Origin of the sequence: Granulicatella sp. HMSC31F03 (genome assembly GCF_001807725.1) — a bacterium.
Lineage (GTDB): Bacteria > Bacillota > Bacilli > Lactobacillales > Aerococcaceae > Granulicatella > Granulicatella adiacens.
In genome coordinates this window covers 88900-103122 of the sequence record NZ_KV790853.1, presented here as the reverse complement: position 1 = coordinate 103122, position 14223 = coordinate 88900, and the positions used below count along the sequence as shown (strand labels likewise).

Annotated in this window: 12 protein-coding genes; 1 reads left to right on the top strand and 11 read right to left on the bottom strand. The window is 40.0% G+C overall.

Annotation, left to right across the window (positions count from 1 at the left end):
* Window positions 1-24: 24 nt before the first annotated feature.
* The 10 genes from ftsH to pth all read right to left on the bottom strand — a co-directional run bounded on the left by ftsH (window position 25) and on the right by pth (window position 12282).
* Entirely contained in the window at window positions 25-2130 is a 2106-nt protein-coding gene (ftsH, locus tag HMPREF3106_RS05300; protein ID WP_070444845.1) for an ATP-dependent zinc metalloprotease FtsH, read from the bottom strand.
* 101 nt (window positions 2131-2231) lie between these two features.
* Window positions 2232-2774, bottom strand: coding sequence for a hypoxanthine phosphoribosyltransferase (hpt, locus tag HMPREF3106_RS05295; protein ID WP_049554839.1), 543 nt, complete (start codon window positions 2772-2774; stop codon window positions 2232-2234).
* Complete coding sequence (gene tilS, locus HMPREF3106_RS05290) at window positions 2761-4134, bottom strand: tRNA lysidine(34) synthetase TilS (protein WP_070444842.1); 1374 nt, start codon at window positions 4132-4134, stop codon at window positions 2761-2763. The genes hpt and tilS overlap by 14 nt, the downstream gene beginning before the upstream one ends.
* Before the next feature lie 63 nt (window positions 4135-4197).
* Complete coding sequence (locus tag HMPREF3106_RS05285; protein ID WP_049554841.1) at window positions 4198-4692, bottom strand: S1 domain-containing RNA-binding protein; 495 nt, start codon at window positions 4690-4692, stop codon at window positions 4198-4200.
* A 68-nt stretch (window positions 4693-4760) separates the two neighbouring features.
* On the bottom strand, window positions 4761-5204 hold the full coding sequence (locus tag HMPREF3106_RS05280) for an FtsB family cell division protein (protein ID WP_005606125.1): 444 nt from the start codon (window positions 5202-5204) through the stop codon (window positions 4761-4763).
* 197 nt (window positions 5205-5401) lie between these two features.
* A complete protein-coding gene (locus tag HMPREF3106_RS05275) occupies window positions 5402-6109 on the bottom strand; it encodes an MgtC/SapB family protein (protein WP_082160242.1) in 708 nt (235 codons plus the stop codon).
* Window positions 6110-6248: 139 nt separating this feature from the next.
* Window positions 6249-6524 (bottom strand): RNA-binding S4 domain-containing protein, encoded by a 276-nt coding sequence (locus HMPREF3106_RS05270; protein WP_049554842.1) that lies wholly within the window; start codon window positions 6522-6524, stop codon window positions 6249-6251.
* Complete coding sequence (locus HMPREF3106_RS05265; RefSeq protein WP_070444840.1) at window positions 6511-8130, bottom strand: putative polysaccharide biosynthesis protein; 1620 nt, start codon at window positions 8128-8130, stop codon at window positions 6511-6513. Before HMPREF3106_RS05265 ends, HMPREF3106_RS05270 begins: the two co-directional genes overlap by 14 nt.
* Window positions 8114-11653 carry a transcription-repair coupling factor gene (gene mfd, locus HMPREF3106_RS05260; protein WP_070444837.1) on the bottom strand — a complete coding sequence of 1180 codons (3540 nt, stop codon included), beginning with the start codon at window positions 11651-11653 and terminating at the stop codon, window positions 8114-8116. The genes HMPREF3106_RS05265 and mfd overlap by 17 nt, the downstream gene beginning before the upstream one ends.
* A gap of 68 nt (window positions 11654-11721) precedes the next feature.
* Window positions 11722-12282, bottom strand: a complete 561-nt coding sequence (pth, locus tag HMPREF3106_RS05255; RefSeq protein WP_070444829.1) for an aminoacyl-tRNA hydrolase — start codon at window positions 12280-12282, stop codon at window positions 11722-11724.
* Window positions 12283-12482: 200 nt separating this feature from the next.
* Between pth and HMPREF3106_RS05250 the strand changes: the two genes are divergently transcribed.
* On the top strand, window positions 12483-13457 hold the full coding sequence (locus HMPREF3106_RS05250) for an L-lactate dehydrogenase (RefSeq protein WP_049554846.1): 975 nt from the start codon (window positions 12483-12485) through the stop codon (window positions 13455-13457).
* Between the two features lie 44 nt (window positions 13458-13501).
* On the opposite strand, the gene HMPREF3106_RS05245 is transcribed toward HMPREF3106_RS05250, so the two are convergent.
* Window positions 13502-14191, bottom strand: coding sequence for a DUF554 domain-containing protein (locus tag HMPREF3106_RS05245; protein WP_070436811.1), 690 nt, complete (start codon window positions 14189-14191; stop codon window positions 13502-13504).
* Between the last annotated feature and the right edge of the window lie 32 nt (window positions 14192-14223).

Genomic DNA, 14223 nt, shown 5'->3' with positions numbered 1-14223 from the left:
GCCTCAGCTCTCTTTTTCTTTCTATTATTCTTCTTTGTTTTCATCCTCAAGTTCGCTTGGAGCTTCAGTTACATCTGCAACTTCCACTTCCTCGTCCTCTTCAGGAATCTCTTTACCTTCTGCTTGTTCTGCATCACGTTTTGCTAAGGCTTTTTTTGTTTCTTCAAAACTTGCCGCTTCTGATTCGCTTGGATATTCATCTTCCACGATTGTAGCTGGCATTTCACCTGTTTCAAAAAGTGATTTGATGGTACGTTCATCTAATGTTTCTAATTCTAGAAGTTTTTGAGCAATTAATTCTAATTGTTCTTTATGTTCTTCAAGAATTTGAAGAGCTTTTTCATGAGCTTCTTTCATAATACGACGTACTGCATTGTCGATTTCAAAGGCCACTTGATCTGAGTAAGCTTTTGTTTGACCATAGTCACGTCCGATAAATACTTGATGATTTCCTTCGTATTGAACCGTTCCTAATTCGTCCACCATTCCGTACTCTGTAATCATGCTACGAACGATAGCTGTTGCTTGTTCAAAGTCGTTACTTGCTCCTGTAGTCTTCACGCCAAAGATAAATTCTTCAGCAGCACGACCACCAAGAAGTCCAACTACTTGTTCGAATAATTCTTCTTTTGTCATTAAGAAACGATCTTCTTTTGGAAGCATAATCGCATACCCGCCAGCGCGTCCACGAGGGACAATCGTTACTTTATGAACCACACGTGCATCGCTTAAGACCATACCAACAATTGTATGACCTGCCTCGTGGTAAGCCACCATTTCGCGTTCTTTCTTACTGATAGCACGATCTTTCTTCGCTGGACCAGCAATTACACGATCATGTGCTTCATCCACGTCTAATGCGTCAATGGCTGTTTTATCACGACGAGCGGCTACTAAAGCTGCTTCGTTTAATAAGTTTTCAAGTTCAGCACCAGAGAATCCTGGAGTTTGTTGCGCAATTACTTTTAAGTCCACGTCTTTTGCAAGTTTCTTATTGCGTGCATGTACTTTCAGAATCGCTTCACGGCCTTTCACATCTGGACGACCTACTAAGATTTGACGGTCAAAACGTCCTGGACGAAGTAAGGCTGGGTCTAATACGTCTGAACGGTTTGTTGCGGCAATCACGATGATTCCCTCTGTTCCTTCGAACCCGTCCATTTCAACTAGTAATTGGTTTAATGTTTGTTCACGTTCGTCGTGTCCGCCACCCATTCCGGCACCACGTTGACGACCAACGGCATCGATTTCATCGATAAAGATAATTGCTGGAGCATTTTTCTTCGCGTTTTCGAATAAATCACGCACACGGCTTGCCCCAACCCCTACGAACATTTCTACGAATTCAGAACCTGAAATCGAGAAGAAAGGTACGTTTGCTTCACCGGCAACGGCTTTTGCAAGAAGGGTTTTCCCTGTTCCTGGAGGGCCCTCAAGAAGTACCCCGGCAGGAATACGAGCACCAAGCGCTGTAAATTTACGTGGGTCTTTTAAGAATTCCACTACTTCCACAAGCTCTTGTTTTTCTTCTTCAGCACCGGCTACATCAGAGAACCGTACTTTTACGTTTTGTTTCTTCTGATTGGTTGCACGGCTCTTACCGAAATTCATCGGATTGTTACGTCCGCCTTGGCCACCTTGGCTCATAAACATGCTATAAAGCAAGAATCCTAAAATCCCCAGTGGAATAACCACTTGGATAAGAGCCGCAATCCATACTCCTGTAGAACTTTCTGGTAAAGATTCAACTTTTGTATTTTTTGCTTGAGCGGCTTCATTAATTTCTTTTACAGTAGAGTCATTTGGCAATACTGTTGTTTTGAATTGTGTACTCTTTGTAGAGCGATTATCAAAAATCGATAATCCATTTTGATTTTTAGCTTCCTCTGTAGTTTGTTCCTTAGGATCTGTATATTCCCCAGTAATCGTATAAACAGAGTTTGAATATTGCATTTTTAATTCTTTAATTTCGCCTTTTTTCAAACTTTGCATAAATTCTGTATAAGAAATATCTGCTACAGGGCCTTTCGAATTACCATTGAACATTCCTACAAAAATGACAATCGCTCCGAAAATAAGTATATATAGTAAACTTGATCTAAAAATTGATCGGTTATTATTTGTATTCATTGGACCTCCTCATCTTCTTAAAAAAGAAGAACGATAGTATTCTTAACTACCGCTCCATCATAACATATTTGACTTTTATTGACGAATAGTTTAACTCATTCTTAATTTTCGTAGAATTCTGGTTTCAATACGCCGATACAAGGGAGATTACGATAAAATTGTTTGAAGTCCAATCCATAACCTACAACAAATTTATTTGGAACTTCAATTCCAACATAATCTGCTTCGATGGCTTCTTCACGACGTTCTGGTTTATCTAATAAAGTCACTACTTTTACACTTGCCGCTTGACGGTGTTTTAATAATTCAACTACGTGTTTTAAAGTACGTCCAGTATCGATAATATCTTCTACGATAATCACATGGCGATCTTTAACGCTTTGACTTAGGTCTTTTAAAATACGAACCTCACCACTTGACTCAAATTCATTTCCATAACTAGATACATCCATGAAATCAATTTCTAAGTTACAGTCCATCGCACGAACTAAATCTGCCATAAAGAAAATAGCACCCTTAAGAATACAAATGACTAACGGATCTTTCCCACGGTAATCTTCCGCTAACGTAGCACCTAATTTCTTGATTGTTTCTTGTAATTGTTCTTCTGATACTAAAATTTCTGACATATCATCTTTTAACATGTGTGCACCTCGTTTTGTTTTCGTAAGATAAAATCATTTTACCAGTTTCCTCCTCAAAGGACAACGGATGAGCATAGCGATAACCTAAAATTGCACGAATTTTTTTTCCTGCATTCTCTACGACCCAAATTTGTTTTCGTTCTTCAAGTGGAATCTTTGAATTGATAAACCATCTGGAAATTTTTTGATGTTTCGTTCCTTCCGCATTTAGTGCAATTTTATCTCCGGCTTTTGCATGCCGAATGGTTAGTGGAAAATCCTCTCTATTCACTGGAAAAGCAAATTCTGAAGACGTCTTTCCTGTTGTGAGCAAAATTTGCTCATCTTCATTTGGTCGAATTAATGTATCCTCTGGCTTGGAGAGTATGTACTCAATATTCGGAACAACTCTCGCTCTTCCTTTTTCAAATGAACATTCTTCATAACGCTTCTTAAACTTCCATCCATTTGACAAATCTAGAGTGAGCTGCGCTTTATTCGAACCTATTTTTTCTAAGATTTGTTCCATCTGGGCAACTGAAATCGTTGTATCCATTTGTATGAGTACTTGTTGTAAGAGTAATCGTTGCATCTCTACAGGTTCTTTCAGGAATGCTTCGCGGTGGAATGCAACTTTTTTCTTTCCTTTTTGGAATAACAGCTCCTGTTTTTCCTCTAAAATTGGCATTAAGCAGGCCACGGCATCCGCGATCATCTGTGCACTCTTTTGGAAGTGACTTCCGGCATTTGGATTTTCCTCCTTTAGGAAAGGAACCACATGATGACGATATCTATTTCTTGTATAATTATCCGATTCATTCGATTCGTCCTCTAAATAAGGAACTTGATGTGTTTCGGCTTCTTTGTATAGCTCTTTTTTATCCAGTGATAGGAATGGGCGTAAAATCGCCATCCCTTTCACCTGACGAATTTCCTTCATCCCAGACAATCCTTCCAATGTACTGCCTCTAGACCACTTCATTAAAATGGTTTCGAGTTGATCATCTTGGTGATGTGCTAATACTAAATAATGGGCTTGATGTTTCTTTAATACTTCCTCAAAAAATTCATAACGAAAATTTCTTAAGACACTTTCTGAAGCTTTTTCTTCCTTCGTTTCCTTCCAATTTTTTATTTCAAATGGAATTTGACGCGATTTACAAAAGCGACGGACTAATTGTTCTTCATCCATCGATTGTGCTCGAAGTCCATAATTGACATGCGCAACTACAATATGGTTTTTCGCATCGTCTTCAAACAAGAGAGCCATAGCATTCAATAAGACCATCGAATCGACTCCACCAGATACAGCGAGAACATATTTTTGATGAGTATACTCAGGTACTCTTTTTCTAAAAAAGCTAGCTAGTTGATGTTGCATAGGTCTCTCCTTTCTGTCAAAAAAATCTCCCCTAGCATGCACTAGAAGAGATTAGAATAGTCATTATGAACGGCGACCGCCACGGCCTCCACGTTTCCCTTCAGTGTTACGTTTCAATGAAGTTAAACGATCTTCAGAGTCTTTCAAGAAGGAACTCATTAATGAATCAAAATCAGTTGCTTTTGATTGCGAAGGAGATTTCTTTTCATATGGAGAAGCTGATTTCCCAGCAAAGCGATTTTTCTTGAAATCTTGTGAATCTTGATTACGTGGTGTGAAAGTTTTTTTGTTTTTAGATTTGTCTTCAGTATCTTCCTTTGGTTTATCAACGGCACGACGAATCGATAAACTAATTTTGCCATCGTCAGCAATTGTCATGACTTTCACTTTAACTTCGTCTCCAACTTTCAAAACTTCTTTGATATCTTGGATATACGAATCTGAAACCTCACTGATGTGAACAAGACCTGTCTTACGATCTCCTAAATCGACAAAAACTCCAAAATTTGTAATTCCAGTAACTTTCCCTGGGATTACGTTTCCTACTTCGATTGACATATAAAAAGCGTTCCTCCTTCATTTTTGTCCTTTTTATACACGCTCACGTATAAAAAGGGTTCATTGCCTTATCGGTTTTGTGTGGTTACTTTAACAACAGTTTCCCCTTGTTCCACTTCTTCTTTGACTTGTTGCGCTTTATTTTCAGCAGTGTCGTTAGGCGTACTAAAAATAATTTCACCATTTTTGCTTAAATAGTATTCACTACGCGCTAACTTCGCAATGTATTCATCGCTTTGAAGAAGTTCAACTTGCTGCGTTAAAGATTCTTTTTGTTTTTCAGCGAATTCTTTTTCAGCTTTTGCCTTTTCAATCTTTTGATCTAACTGATTCGCTTGTTGTAATTGATTCCCAATTCCGACAATCATCACTCCGGATATGGCAATTAATGCAATCACAATCAGCTTGGTCACTAGTGAATGGCTTTTCCAAACTGGCGAAGAAGTTTTTTGTTTTCTTTTTTGGTTGATAGAAACGATATTCGAATTTGTCGATTGATTTTGTTGCTTCACCTTAATTGTCTCCTTTTTAACTTATACACAATGAGTATAACAAGAATGAGCCTTATCGTCTATGATTACACTAAGAATTTTTTTATTTTTTTATGATTCTCCCTATTTTTTAAGGATGGCCTTTCCTTCTAAAATTTTTTAAAACGATTTCTTTAAAAATAAATACCGCGGAGAAGCTCTCTGCGGTATCAAAAAATTTAATTTACATCTTCAGTCCGTAATTTAACACGCTTAATTACGACTTGATTTTCCGTTTCACGAATGTAATTTTTTAAGTTTTCAATGACAATCTCTTCATCATTTTGGATACGAATTACCAGCTCATATTTTTCGTCGTCTAATTCTCTAGCTTCGACTTGGATAGATTGATAATCCCCAAAATGACAGTAATTATAAATAGACTGTACAATCGTTGGGTTTGGAATTTCACAATAAATATTTACTTGACGGCTTTTTCTTTGTAATAAAGGTTCATAAGCAAGTTTTTGTACGATGACGATAACTGCTGAACATACAGCTCCAAAGAACCAAAATCCTCCACCGATTGCAAGCCCAATTCCTGAAGTCGCCCAGATTCCAGAGGCAGTAGTTAGACCACTTACGCGTTTATCACGCATGAAAATGATTCCCCCGCCGATAAAGCTGATTCCGCTGACCACTTGCGCAGCTACACGTGCCGTATCAAAGTGTGGTGTATCCAAAAAAGCTTCTTTAGAAATAATCATCATTAAACAAGAAGTCAACGCCACAATCATGTGTGTTTTTACACCCGCTTGTTTATTTCTGGAGGTACGCTCATAACCAATTGCTAGTCCACATGCGCATGATATTAAAATAGCCAAAAAATGACGCAATTCCATCCATCCATTGAATGGTTGCAATATATTAATGGCATGTAAATCCACGGTTATTCCTCCTTTAATCATTTTAAAAAGTACTACATATCATACCCCTTTCTGCAATAGAAGTCAACAGAAAACGCATACATTTTTCGAACAAAAAACTAGGCTCCCTCAAACGAGAGAACCTAGTTTTAGATTCATTTTATAAATCTGTGTTTTCTTCTTTAATGAACTTTTCTTCTAAAATCGTAAACATTTCCTTAGCGTCTTCTTTTCTCGTTGAATCCATCAAAGCTTCGACTTGTACTAAGACATGTTTGTTCCCGAATTGAATCGCGATTTTATCTCCGACTTTGACGTCTGTTGAAGATTTCGCCACTTTATCATTGATAAACACACGTCCCTTGTCCGCTACTTCTTTAGCAACCGTACGGCGTTTGATTAATCGTGATACTTTTAAAAATTTATCGAGTCTCATCGTTCTCCTCTTTTCTACTAAATTTACGTAATAAAGTCTTTCCTTTTGGAATCAGTACCCATTCACGTTTGGTGAATAAATTCCATTTCATCGTACCTGCCAGGAAAATCACAACTCCTATAAAGGAAAAGACGATTGAAAAGACAAAGGCCATCGTTCTAGAATCTTTTAGTCCTGCAAAGTGCCACGTACTGTAGGATAATATCGAGACGATAACGGTCATTCCTATCGCAATCCCAGCAAGAAGCTGTATGAAATTTTCTTCATGCAACACACTTATAAAAATGTCTTTTGCAAAAGCCATCATCACGACCATCATGACACATAAACCAAGCGCTGTAGCTAGACTCGCCCCAAGGGTTCCAAACATCGCAACAAATAAGTAATTCGTACTAGCTTTCACTACAAGCCCTGCTGTGAGTGACAGTAGCGTTTTGGGATATTGATGCTGGCTTTGGAAAATGCCGTGCAGCGACATAATGACTGACGCAAAGAAAATACTTGTGATATAAACAAGCAGTACTGCATGTCCATTCGCATCTCCAAAGAGTGCAGTATTTAACCACGGCAAGATGGCCATCATCCCCATCGTCGCAACGAGTGAGAATGTCATCGTCATTCGAAGAAGAGACGCGGATAATCTCTTAAACTCTAAGTCGTGGCCTTTCTTGAAGGCACGCGATAACATCGGCATATAGCTCGATGAAAATCCGACACCAACGACCATTCCTAATTGAACAAGCGGTTGCCCACGGTCGTAAATTCCCTTGAGGTCTTTTGCCACTTCTGGAAGAATTCCTTTGTCTGTTAACACATTATACACAGAGAACGAATCCACCAATTGGAACAAGACCAAAATCGAACTAAGTAGACAGATGGTCCCTCCTTCAAAGGCAAAACGTTTAAAGAGATGCCCAAAAGTTGGAACTTCCATTTCTACAGGTGAAATCGTCAAGCCGTCGAGCGGATCTTTTGTTTCTTTAACTACATAATACAGCATTACGAGAATGGCAAACACTGCCGCAATCGTCGCACTCGACATCGCCCATGTGCCCATCGTGTAATAGTCTGAAATGGTACTGCCAAATAGACTCGCCACAAAGAGAATTACCGCAACACGAACGACCTGTTCCACCACTTGGGAGATGGCAGTCGGCATCATTCGGAAGCTTCCTTGGAAATACCCTCTTGTGATGACTAGGAACGGCATCAAAAGAAACATCCAAGAGATGCTTTGAACGACTGGTAAAAGCTCAACATCTCCCATCCAATGAGCAATCATTCCCGCACCCAAATGGAGGAAGGCAAAAATCCCCACTCCTATGAGGCTAGCAATCACGAATAGCTGCTTCAATAATTTCTTTAAATGTGTCGACTCCAAGTATTCCGCGACCACATTGGACACGAATACAGGGAATCCTGTTAATGCAAAGGTCATGCCGATTCCATAGATAGGATACACCTGTTGGTATACATAAAAACCGGTGTTGCCCACCATATTTTGGAAAGGCACTCGGTACACCGCGCTTAAAATCTTAGCAATAAACGCGGCAATCGAGAGCGCAATCGCCCCTTGCATCATCCCTTTACTATTTATCTTCTTCATGTTTTTCCTCATCGCGGGCTAAAATTTCCCCGCATGTTTTTACAAACAGTTTAACTTGCGCAAGCCATAAGTCAACAGGCTTTTGCGTGATATTTAATAAAATCTGAAGACTTTCGCTCTTGTTGGCCACTTGCGCCGGTAATTTCACTGGACCAAGTGCCTCAAAGACTGGCACTCCTTGCAGGCGAGTCGCACTTGGAGGTGCAATCGTAATCGTCACCGAATTGTCTTTACGTTTAATCGATACGACATCAATCTCGTTGGCGTAATGCTTAATCAATCCAACTTCTGCTAATGCGCTCACTTCATCTGGGAAGTCCCCGAAGCGGTCGATAAAGTCATCGAGCAATTCTTCATAAGCTTCCACGCTATCAATCGAGCGAATGCGTTTATACATCTCGATTTTTTGACGTTCATCTTGAATATAGCTTGAAGGTATATAGGCATCAATTTGTAAGTCGATTTCGACGGTTTCTTCGTCCGACTTCACTTCTTTTCCTTGTTTCTTCAACACGGCTTCGCTTAATAATTGAGAATATAAGTCGAATCCGACCGAATCGATAAATCCGTGCTGTTGTTTTCCAAGCAAATTCCCTGCCCCACGAATCGATAAGTCACGCATGGCAATCTTGAACCCAGAGCCAAGTTCTGTAAAGTCACGCATTGCTTGAAGACGCTTCTCGCTGACTTCGGTTAAGACTTTATCTGGTTGATACATAAGGTACGCATAGGCAATACGATTTGTACGACCGACACGACCGCGTAATTGATACAACTGCGAAAGTCCCATATAGTCTGCATTTTCAATAAAAAGCGTGTTTACGTTTGGAATATCGACCCCTGTTTCGATAATCGTTGTTGTTACTAAGACATCGTATTCCCCTTCAATAAATTGGAAGAGAATATTTTCAAGCGTCGTCTCACTCATCTGACCGTGAATCACACCGACACGACACCCTGGAACCAAAACTCTCAGTTCATCGGCCTTCTTCTCAATCGTTTCGACACGATTGTATAAATAGAAGACTTGTCCGCCACGAGCCATCTCGCGTTCGATTCCGTCACGAATCGTCATTGGGTTTTGTTCCATCACAAAAGTTTGGACTGGATAACGGTTTGCTGGTGGCGTTTCGATGACAGATAAATCACGCACCCCAAGCATTGACATGTGGAGCGTTCTTGGAATTGGCGTTGCAGTGAGCGTCAATACGTCCACTTGCGATTTCAATTGTTTCAAACGTTCCTTATGCTTCACTCCAAAGCGTTGTTCTTCGTCGACAATGAGAAGTCCTAAGTCTAAAAACTGCACGTCTTTTGAAAGCAGACGGTGCGTCCCGATAACGATATCCACTGATCCTTTTCGAAGCTTTTCAATCGTTTCTTCTTGTTCTTTCTTACTTCGGAATCGACTCAGTAAACCAATCTTAAACGGATAGTCAGAAAATCGTTGAACAAAATTTTCGTAATGTTGCTCGGCCAAAATCGTTGTTGGCACTAAAACTGCTGCTTGCTTCCCGTCCATTACGGCTTTAAAGACCGCACGCATGGCTACTTCTGTCTTCCCGTATCCAACGTCGCCGACAAGTAGACGGTCCATCGGTTTGTCCTTTTGCATGTCTTCCTTAATTTCTGCCACACTTCTAAGTTGATCTTGCGTCTCCGTATATGGAAAGGCTTGTTCGAATTCTTGTTGCTCGACTGTATCGCGGCTAAACGCATAACCTTTTTCGGCGTCGCGTTTAGCGTATAATTCGATGAGTTCATCGGCGATATCTTCAATCTTCGCAGCCACTTTACGTTTCGTCTTCGCCCATTCCGTACCGCCTAATTTATTGAGTTTTGGTACTTTGGCATCGGACGATACGTATTTTTGAACGAGCTTAATTTGAGAAACTGGAACAAATAAATTCCCGCCATCTTGATAGTGAATCGACATGTAGTCTTGATGGATACCGCCGATTTCGAGCGTCTCCATTCCTTGGTACACACCGACCCCGTGATTCACGTGAACCACATAGTCCCCAACCGCTAATTCGGTATAGCTCTTCAAACGTTCTGCATTCGATATTTTTTGATTTCGCGGAGCACGCTTCGTCAATTTATTAAACAATTCGCGTTCCGTTAAGATAGCAAATTTATCTTCTGGTAGTTCAAACCCATTGTGCATTTTACCGACCATGATTTGAAGTTGCCCTTCCAGTACAGTCCCGTTTGAAATCACACTCTTGATTTCAAAATCCGCAAAGGTTTGTTCTACTTTTTGTGCACGTTTGGCATCATCAACTAAAACGATGACTGTCGCACCTTGTTTCTTCCAGCGGTCTGCTTCGACTTTAACCATCGGCATTTGCGAGAAGAACTGTGTCATGGTACGTGTCGTAATCGGATGAATCGCATCGAGCGCGAGTCTTCCAAGCCCTTTTTGGAAAATGGCTAAATACGTTCTCTTAAGAGGACTCTCCTTTAATACTTTTCGTCCATCTTGAACAAGAGACAATCCAGACGCAATCGCGCCTGTTTCAATATGGTGCGTTTTCCAATAGCCTGCTTCTTCTTCTAACGACTTACTCTTCTCGATAAAACGAGCATAGTCATCAATAATGAGGTACGCATCTTTAGAAACATAATCTAATAAACTAGTCTTTTCTGGATAAATACATTCCAAGAAGTACGTTAAGTTTGAAGGGATTTCTCCATTTTCTAATTGTGCATCGATGGCTTGTTGAATACTCGACACTTGATCCCTGCGCTCTGGGCTTTGGGAAGCCTTCACGTCCTTTTCATAGAGCGTGTGAATTTTCGCTTGCGCCTTCCAGACGGCTTCCTTTTGGAGTGGTAAGTCTGTGGCGGGTAAGATGCGCACTTCTTCAATCACATCCATCGAGCGTTGTGTCTCCGCGTTAAACGCACGAATCGAATCCACTTCTGTGTCAAAGAAATCAAGACGTAGTGGGTACTCTTGATCGAGTGGATAAATATCGACGATACTTCCACGAAGCGCAAATTCACCAGGAGTCGCGACCATATTTTCACGACGATATCCTAATTCCACTAATTGCTCTACAAAGGCATCCATCGATTCGATTTCAGACCCCATCGCAAGTTCAATAGAACTCTTTTTCCAGACATCCACTGGAACTAAGAGCTTTTGAATACCAGACAGTGGCACAATGACAATTCCTTTTTGTCCACGGCTTAGAAAATCAAGCGTGCGAATGCGTTGGCTCACCACATCTGGCGACACCACTGAGAAATCTGCGGCAAGTGACTCCTCTACTGGAAAGAGATGAACAATATCCTCATCATACCACTCCGACAATTCTTCATAAGTCTGTGTAGCTTGTAAGAGCGTTGGCGTCACAATCACTAATTGCTTATCTAATTTTTCAAATGCGCACGACTCGGCCAAGTGCTTCACCGATCCACTAAGCCCTAGCACAAGTTGACTCTCATGGAGACTAAGGGTATCAAACCACTCTTTAAATCCTTTCAGTTTACTGATCGTTTGGTGCAATAATTGCATAACTTTCTCCTTTTTCTAACGACAAAAAGAGACCGCGAAAAACTTCGCAGCATCTCTTCTTCTATATTTTAATTAAATTGATTCATTGTTTTAACGAAATCATCCGTTTCAATCCACGAACGAATCGCATCGACACTCTTTTGCACCGCAAAAATAATGTCTTCTTCTTCCTCTTTTTCAAAACGGTTGAGGACATGTCCTACAACGGTTCGTCCCTCTTTAGGACGACCTACCCCAACCTTAATTCTGTTAAACTCACTTGTCCCGAGGCAGGAAATAATACTTTTCATCCCATTATGGCCACCAGCGCTACCTTTTTGACGAAGTCGAATCTTTCCGACTGGTAAATCCATATCATCATAAACGACTAAAAGATCTTCAATTCCAATTTTAAAATAATTCATCAATGGTCGAATCGCTTCTCCTGATAAATTCATAAACGTCAAGGGCTTCATGAAGATGACTTTTTCTCCGCCGATTTGCACCTGTGCAAACACTGCATCGAAAAGTGCTTTATCAAAATCAAACTTTTCTTGATAGGCCACTTCGTCCATTGTCATGAATCCGACATTATGTCTGGTTCCTTTATACTTTGCTCCAGGATTTCCTAGACCAACGACTAATTTCATACTTTCACCTATTCTTTTTTCTTCTATTTTGCTATTATACCATACCCCTACAACTTCCCGTTATTAATTCACTTTTTCACGAAATTGTGTTTTTTATGTATTATTTGTCATAATAAAGGCCTTATGAAAATCAATTTTCAGAAAATCGTGCTATACTTATTTATGGATATTCCATTACTAATTTTTTAGGAGGTATGAACATGGAAAAATCTCAAAAACATGGTAATAAAGTAATTTTAGTCGGTGACGGTGCCGTTGGTTCTAGTTACGCTTACGCTCTTGTATTACAGGGGATTGCGGAAGAACTCGGAATCATTGATATCAATTTCGAAAAAACAGAAGGCGATGCGTTAGACTTATCACATGCCTTAGCTTTCAATGCCCCTAAAAAGATTTATGCAGCGACATACGAAGACTGCCACGATGCAGATATTGTATGTATTACTGCTGGAGCAGCTCAAAAACCAGGCGAAACTCGCTTGGATTTAGTCTCTAAAAACTTAAAGATTTTGAAAAACATTGTAGATTCTATTATGGCTAGTGGATTTGATGGAATCTTCCTAATGGCTTCAAACCCAGTGGATATCTTAACTTATGCAACTTGGAAATTCTCTGGACTTCCAAAAGAACGCGTTATCGGTTCTGGTACTTCTTTAGATAGTGCTCGTTTCCGTCAAACAATCGCTGAATTAGTAGGCGTTGACGCTCGTAATGTCCACGGATATATCATGGGTGAACACGGGGATACTGAATTCCCAGTTTGGTCTCATACAAACGTCGGTGGTTTACAAATCTATGAATGGGTTCGTCAAAATCCACATGTAGATGAAGAAAAATTAGTTGAAGTATTCTTCCAAGTACGTGACGCGGCTTATGAAATTATCGCTAAAAAAGGGGCGACTTACTACGGTATCGGTGCTACTCTAGCACGTATTACAAAAGCCATCTTAAATAATGAACAAGCGATTTTCCCATTATCCGTATATCTTGAAGGTCAATATGGACAAGATGATATTTATATCGGGGCTCCAGCCGTTATCGGTCGTGAAGGGATTCGTCAAATCATCGAAATCCCTCTAGCAGACTCTGAACAAGAGAAAATGAACTTATCTGCAAGAACATTGAAATCCATCCTAAACGATGCTTTTGAAAAACTAGAAGCAGAAAATAACTAATCAAAAAGAAAACTGAGTCGATTTTATCGACTCAGTTTTTTTCATTAAAACATCGTTAAAATGGGTACAATTATAATAGGCATGAAAATAGCGGGCAAGAAATTAAGGACTTTTATCTTTGTAATTCCTAAAAGATTCATTGCTAAGCCCACTAACAGTAAAGACCCCACTGCTGACATAGAAACTGTGACTGTCTCACTTAAATAAGGTGCTACGAATTGCGATAATCCTACTAGAATTAACTCATATGCAATAACAGCTACAGATGATAGGCCAACGCCAATCCCTTCAGTTGCAGCAAGAAATATCGAAGTAATCCCATCTAAAATGGATTTAGTTTGAAGTAAACTCGGCTCTCCAGTCAATCCTAGTTGAATCGACCCCATTGTAGCCAGGGCTCCTACACAGAAAATCATCACCGCAGCGACAAATCCTTCTCCTAAATTGACATTTGTCTCTTTTCCTTTTGAAGTCTTCTCTTGAAGCCAATCCGCAAATTTGCGAACCCGTTCCTCCATTTGAATCCCTTCACCTACGAGCGCTCCACAAACGAGCGATAAAATCATAATCATACTACTAGGAATTTGAATAGCTCCTTTAATTCCTACTAAAAATACACAAAGAGCTAACCCTTGCATAATATGTTGGGAAAAACGCTCTGCGATAATATTTCTGAGAAATACTCCCACGATTGCCCCTACTGCAATGGCTACTCCATTTATTAAAATAATCACTGAAAAACTCCTTCATTCTATTCTATTACGCG

Bases quoted from the DNA above. Each gene is read 5' to 3' on its own strand.
- ftsH (WP_070444845.1), bottom strand. From the start codon at position 2,130: ATGAATACAAATAATAACCGATCAATTTTTAGATCAAGTTTACTATAT.
- hpt (WP_049554839.1), bottom strand. From the start codon at position 2,774: ATGTTAAAAGATGATATGTCAGAAATTTTAGTATCAGAAGAACAATTA.
- tilS (WP_070444842.1), bottom strand. From the start codon at position 4,134: ATGCAACATCAACTAGCTAGCTTTTTTAGAAAAAGAGTACCTGAGTAT.
- HMPREF3106_RS05285 (WP_049554841.1), bottom strand. From the start codon at position 4,692: ATGTCAATCGAAGTAGGAAACGTAATCCCAGGGAAAGTTACTGGAATT.
- HMPREF3106_RS05270 (WP_049554842.1), bottom strand. From the start codon at position 6,524: ATGAGACTCGATAAATTTTTAAAAGTATCACGATTAATCAAACGCCGT.
- HMPREF3106_RS05265 (WP_070444840.1), bottom strand. From the start codon at position 8,130: ATGAAGAAGATAAATAGTAAAGGGATGATGCAAGGGGCGATTGCGCTC.
- mfd (WP_070444837.1), bottom strand. From the start codon at position 11,653: ATGCAATTATTGCACCAAACGATCAGTAAACTGAAAGGATTTAAAGAG.
- pth (WP_070444829.1), bottom strand. From the start codon at position 12,282: ATGAAATTAGTCGTTGGTCTAGGAAATCCTGGAGCAAAGTATAAAGGA.
- HMPREF3106_RS05250 (WP_049554846.1), top strand. From the start codon at position 12,483: ATGGAAAAATCTCAAAAACATGGTAATAAAGTAATTTTAGTCGGTGAC.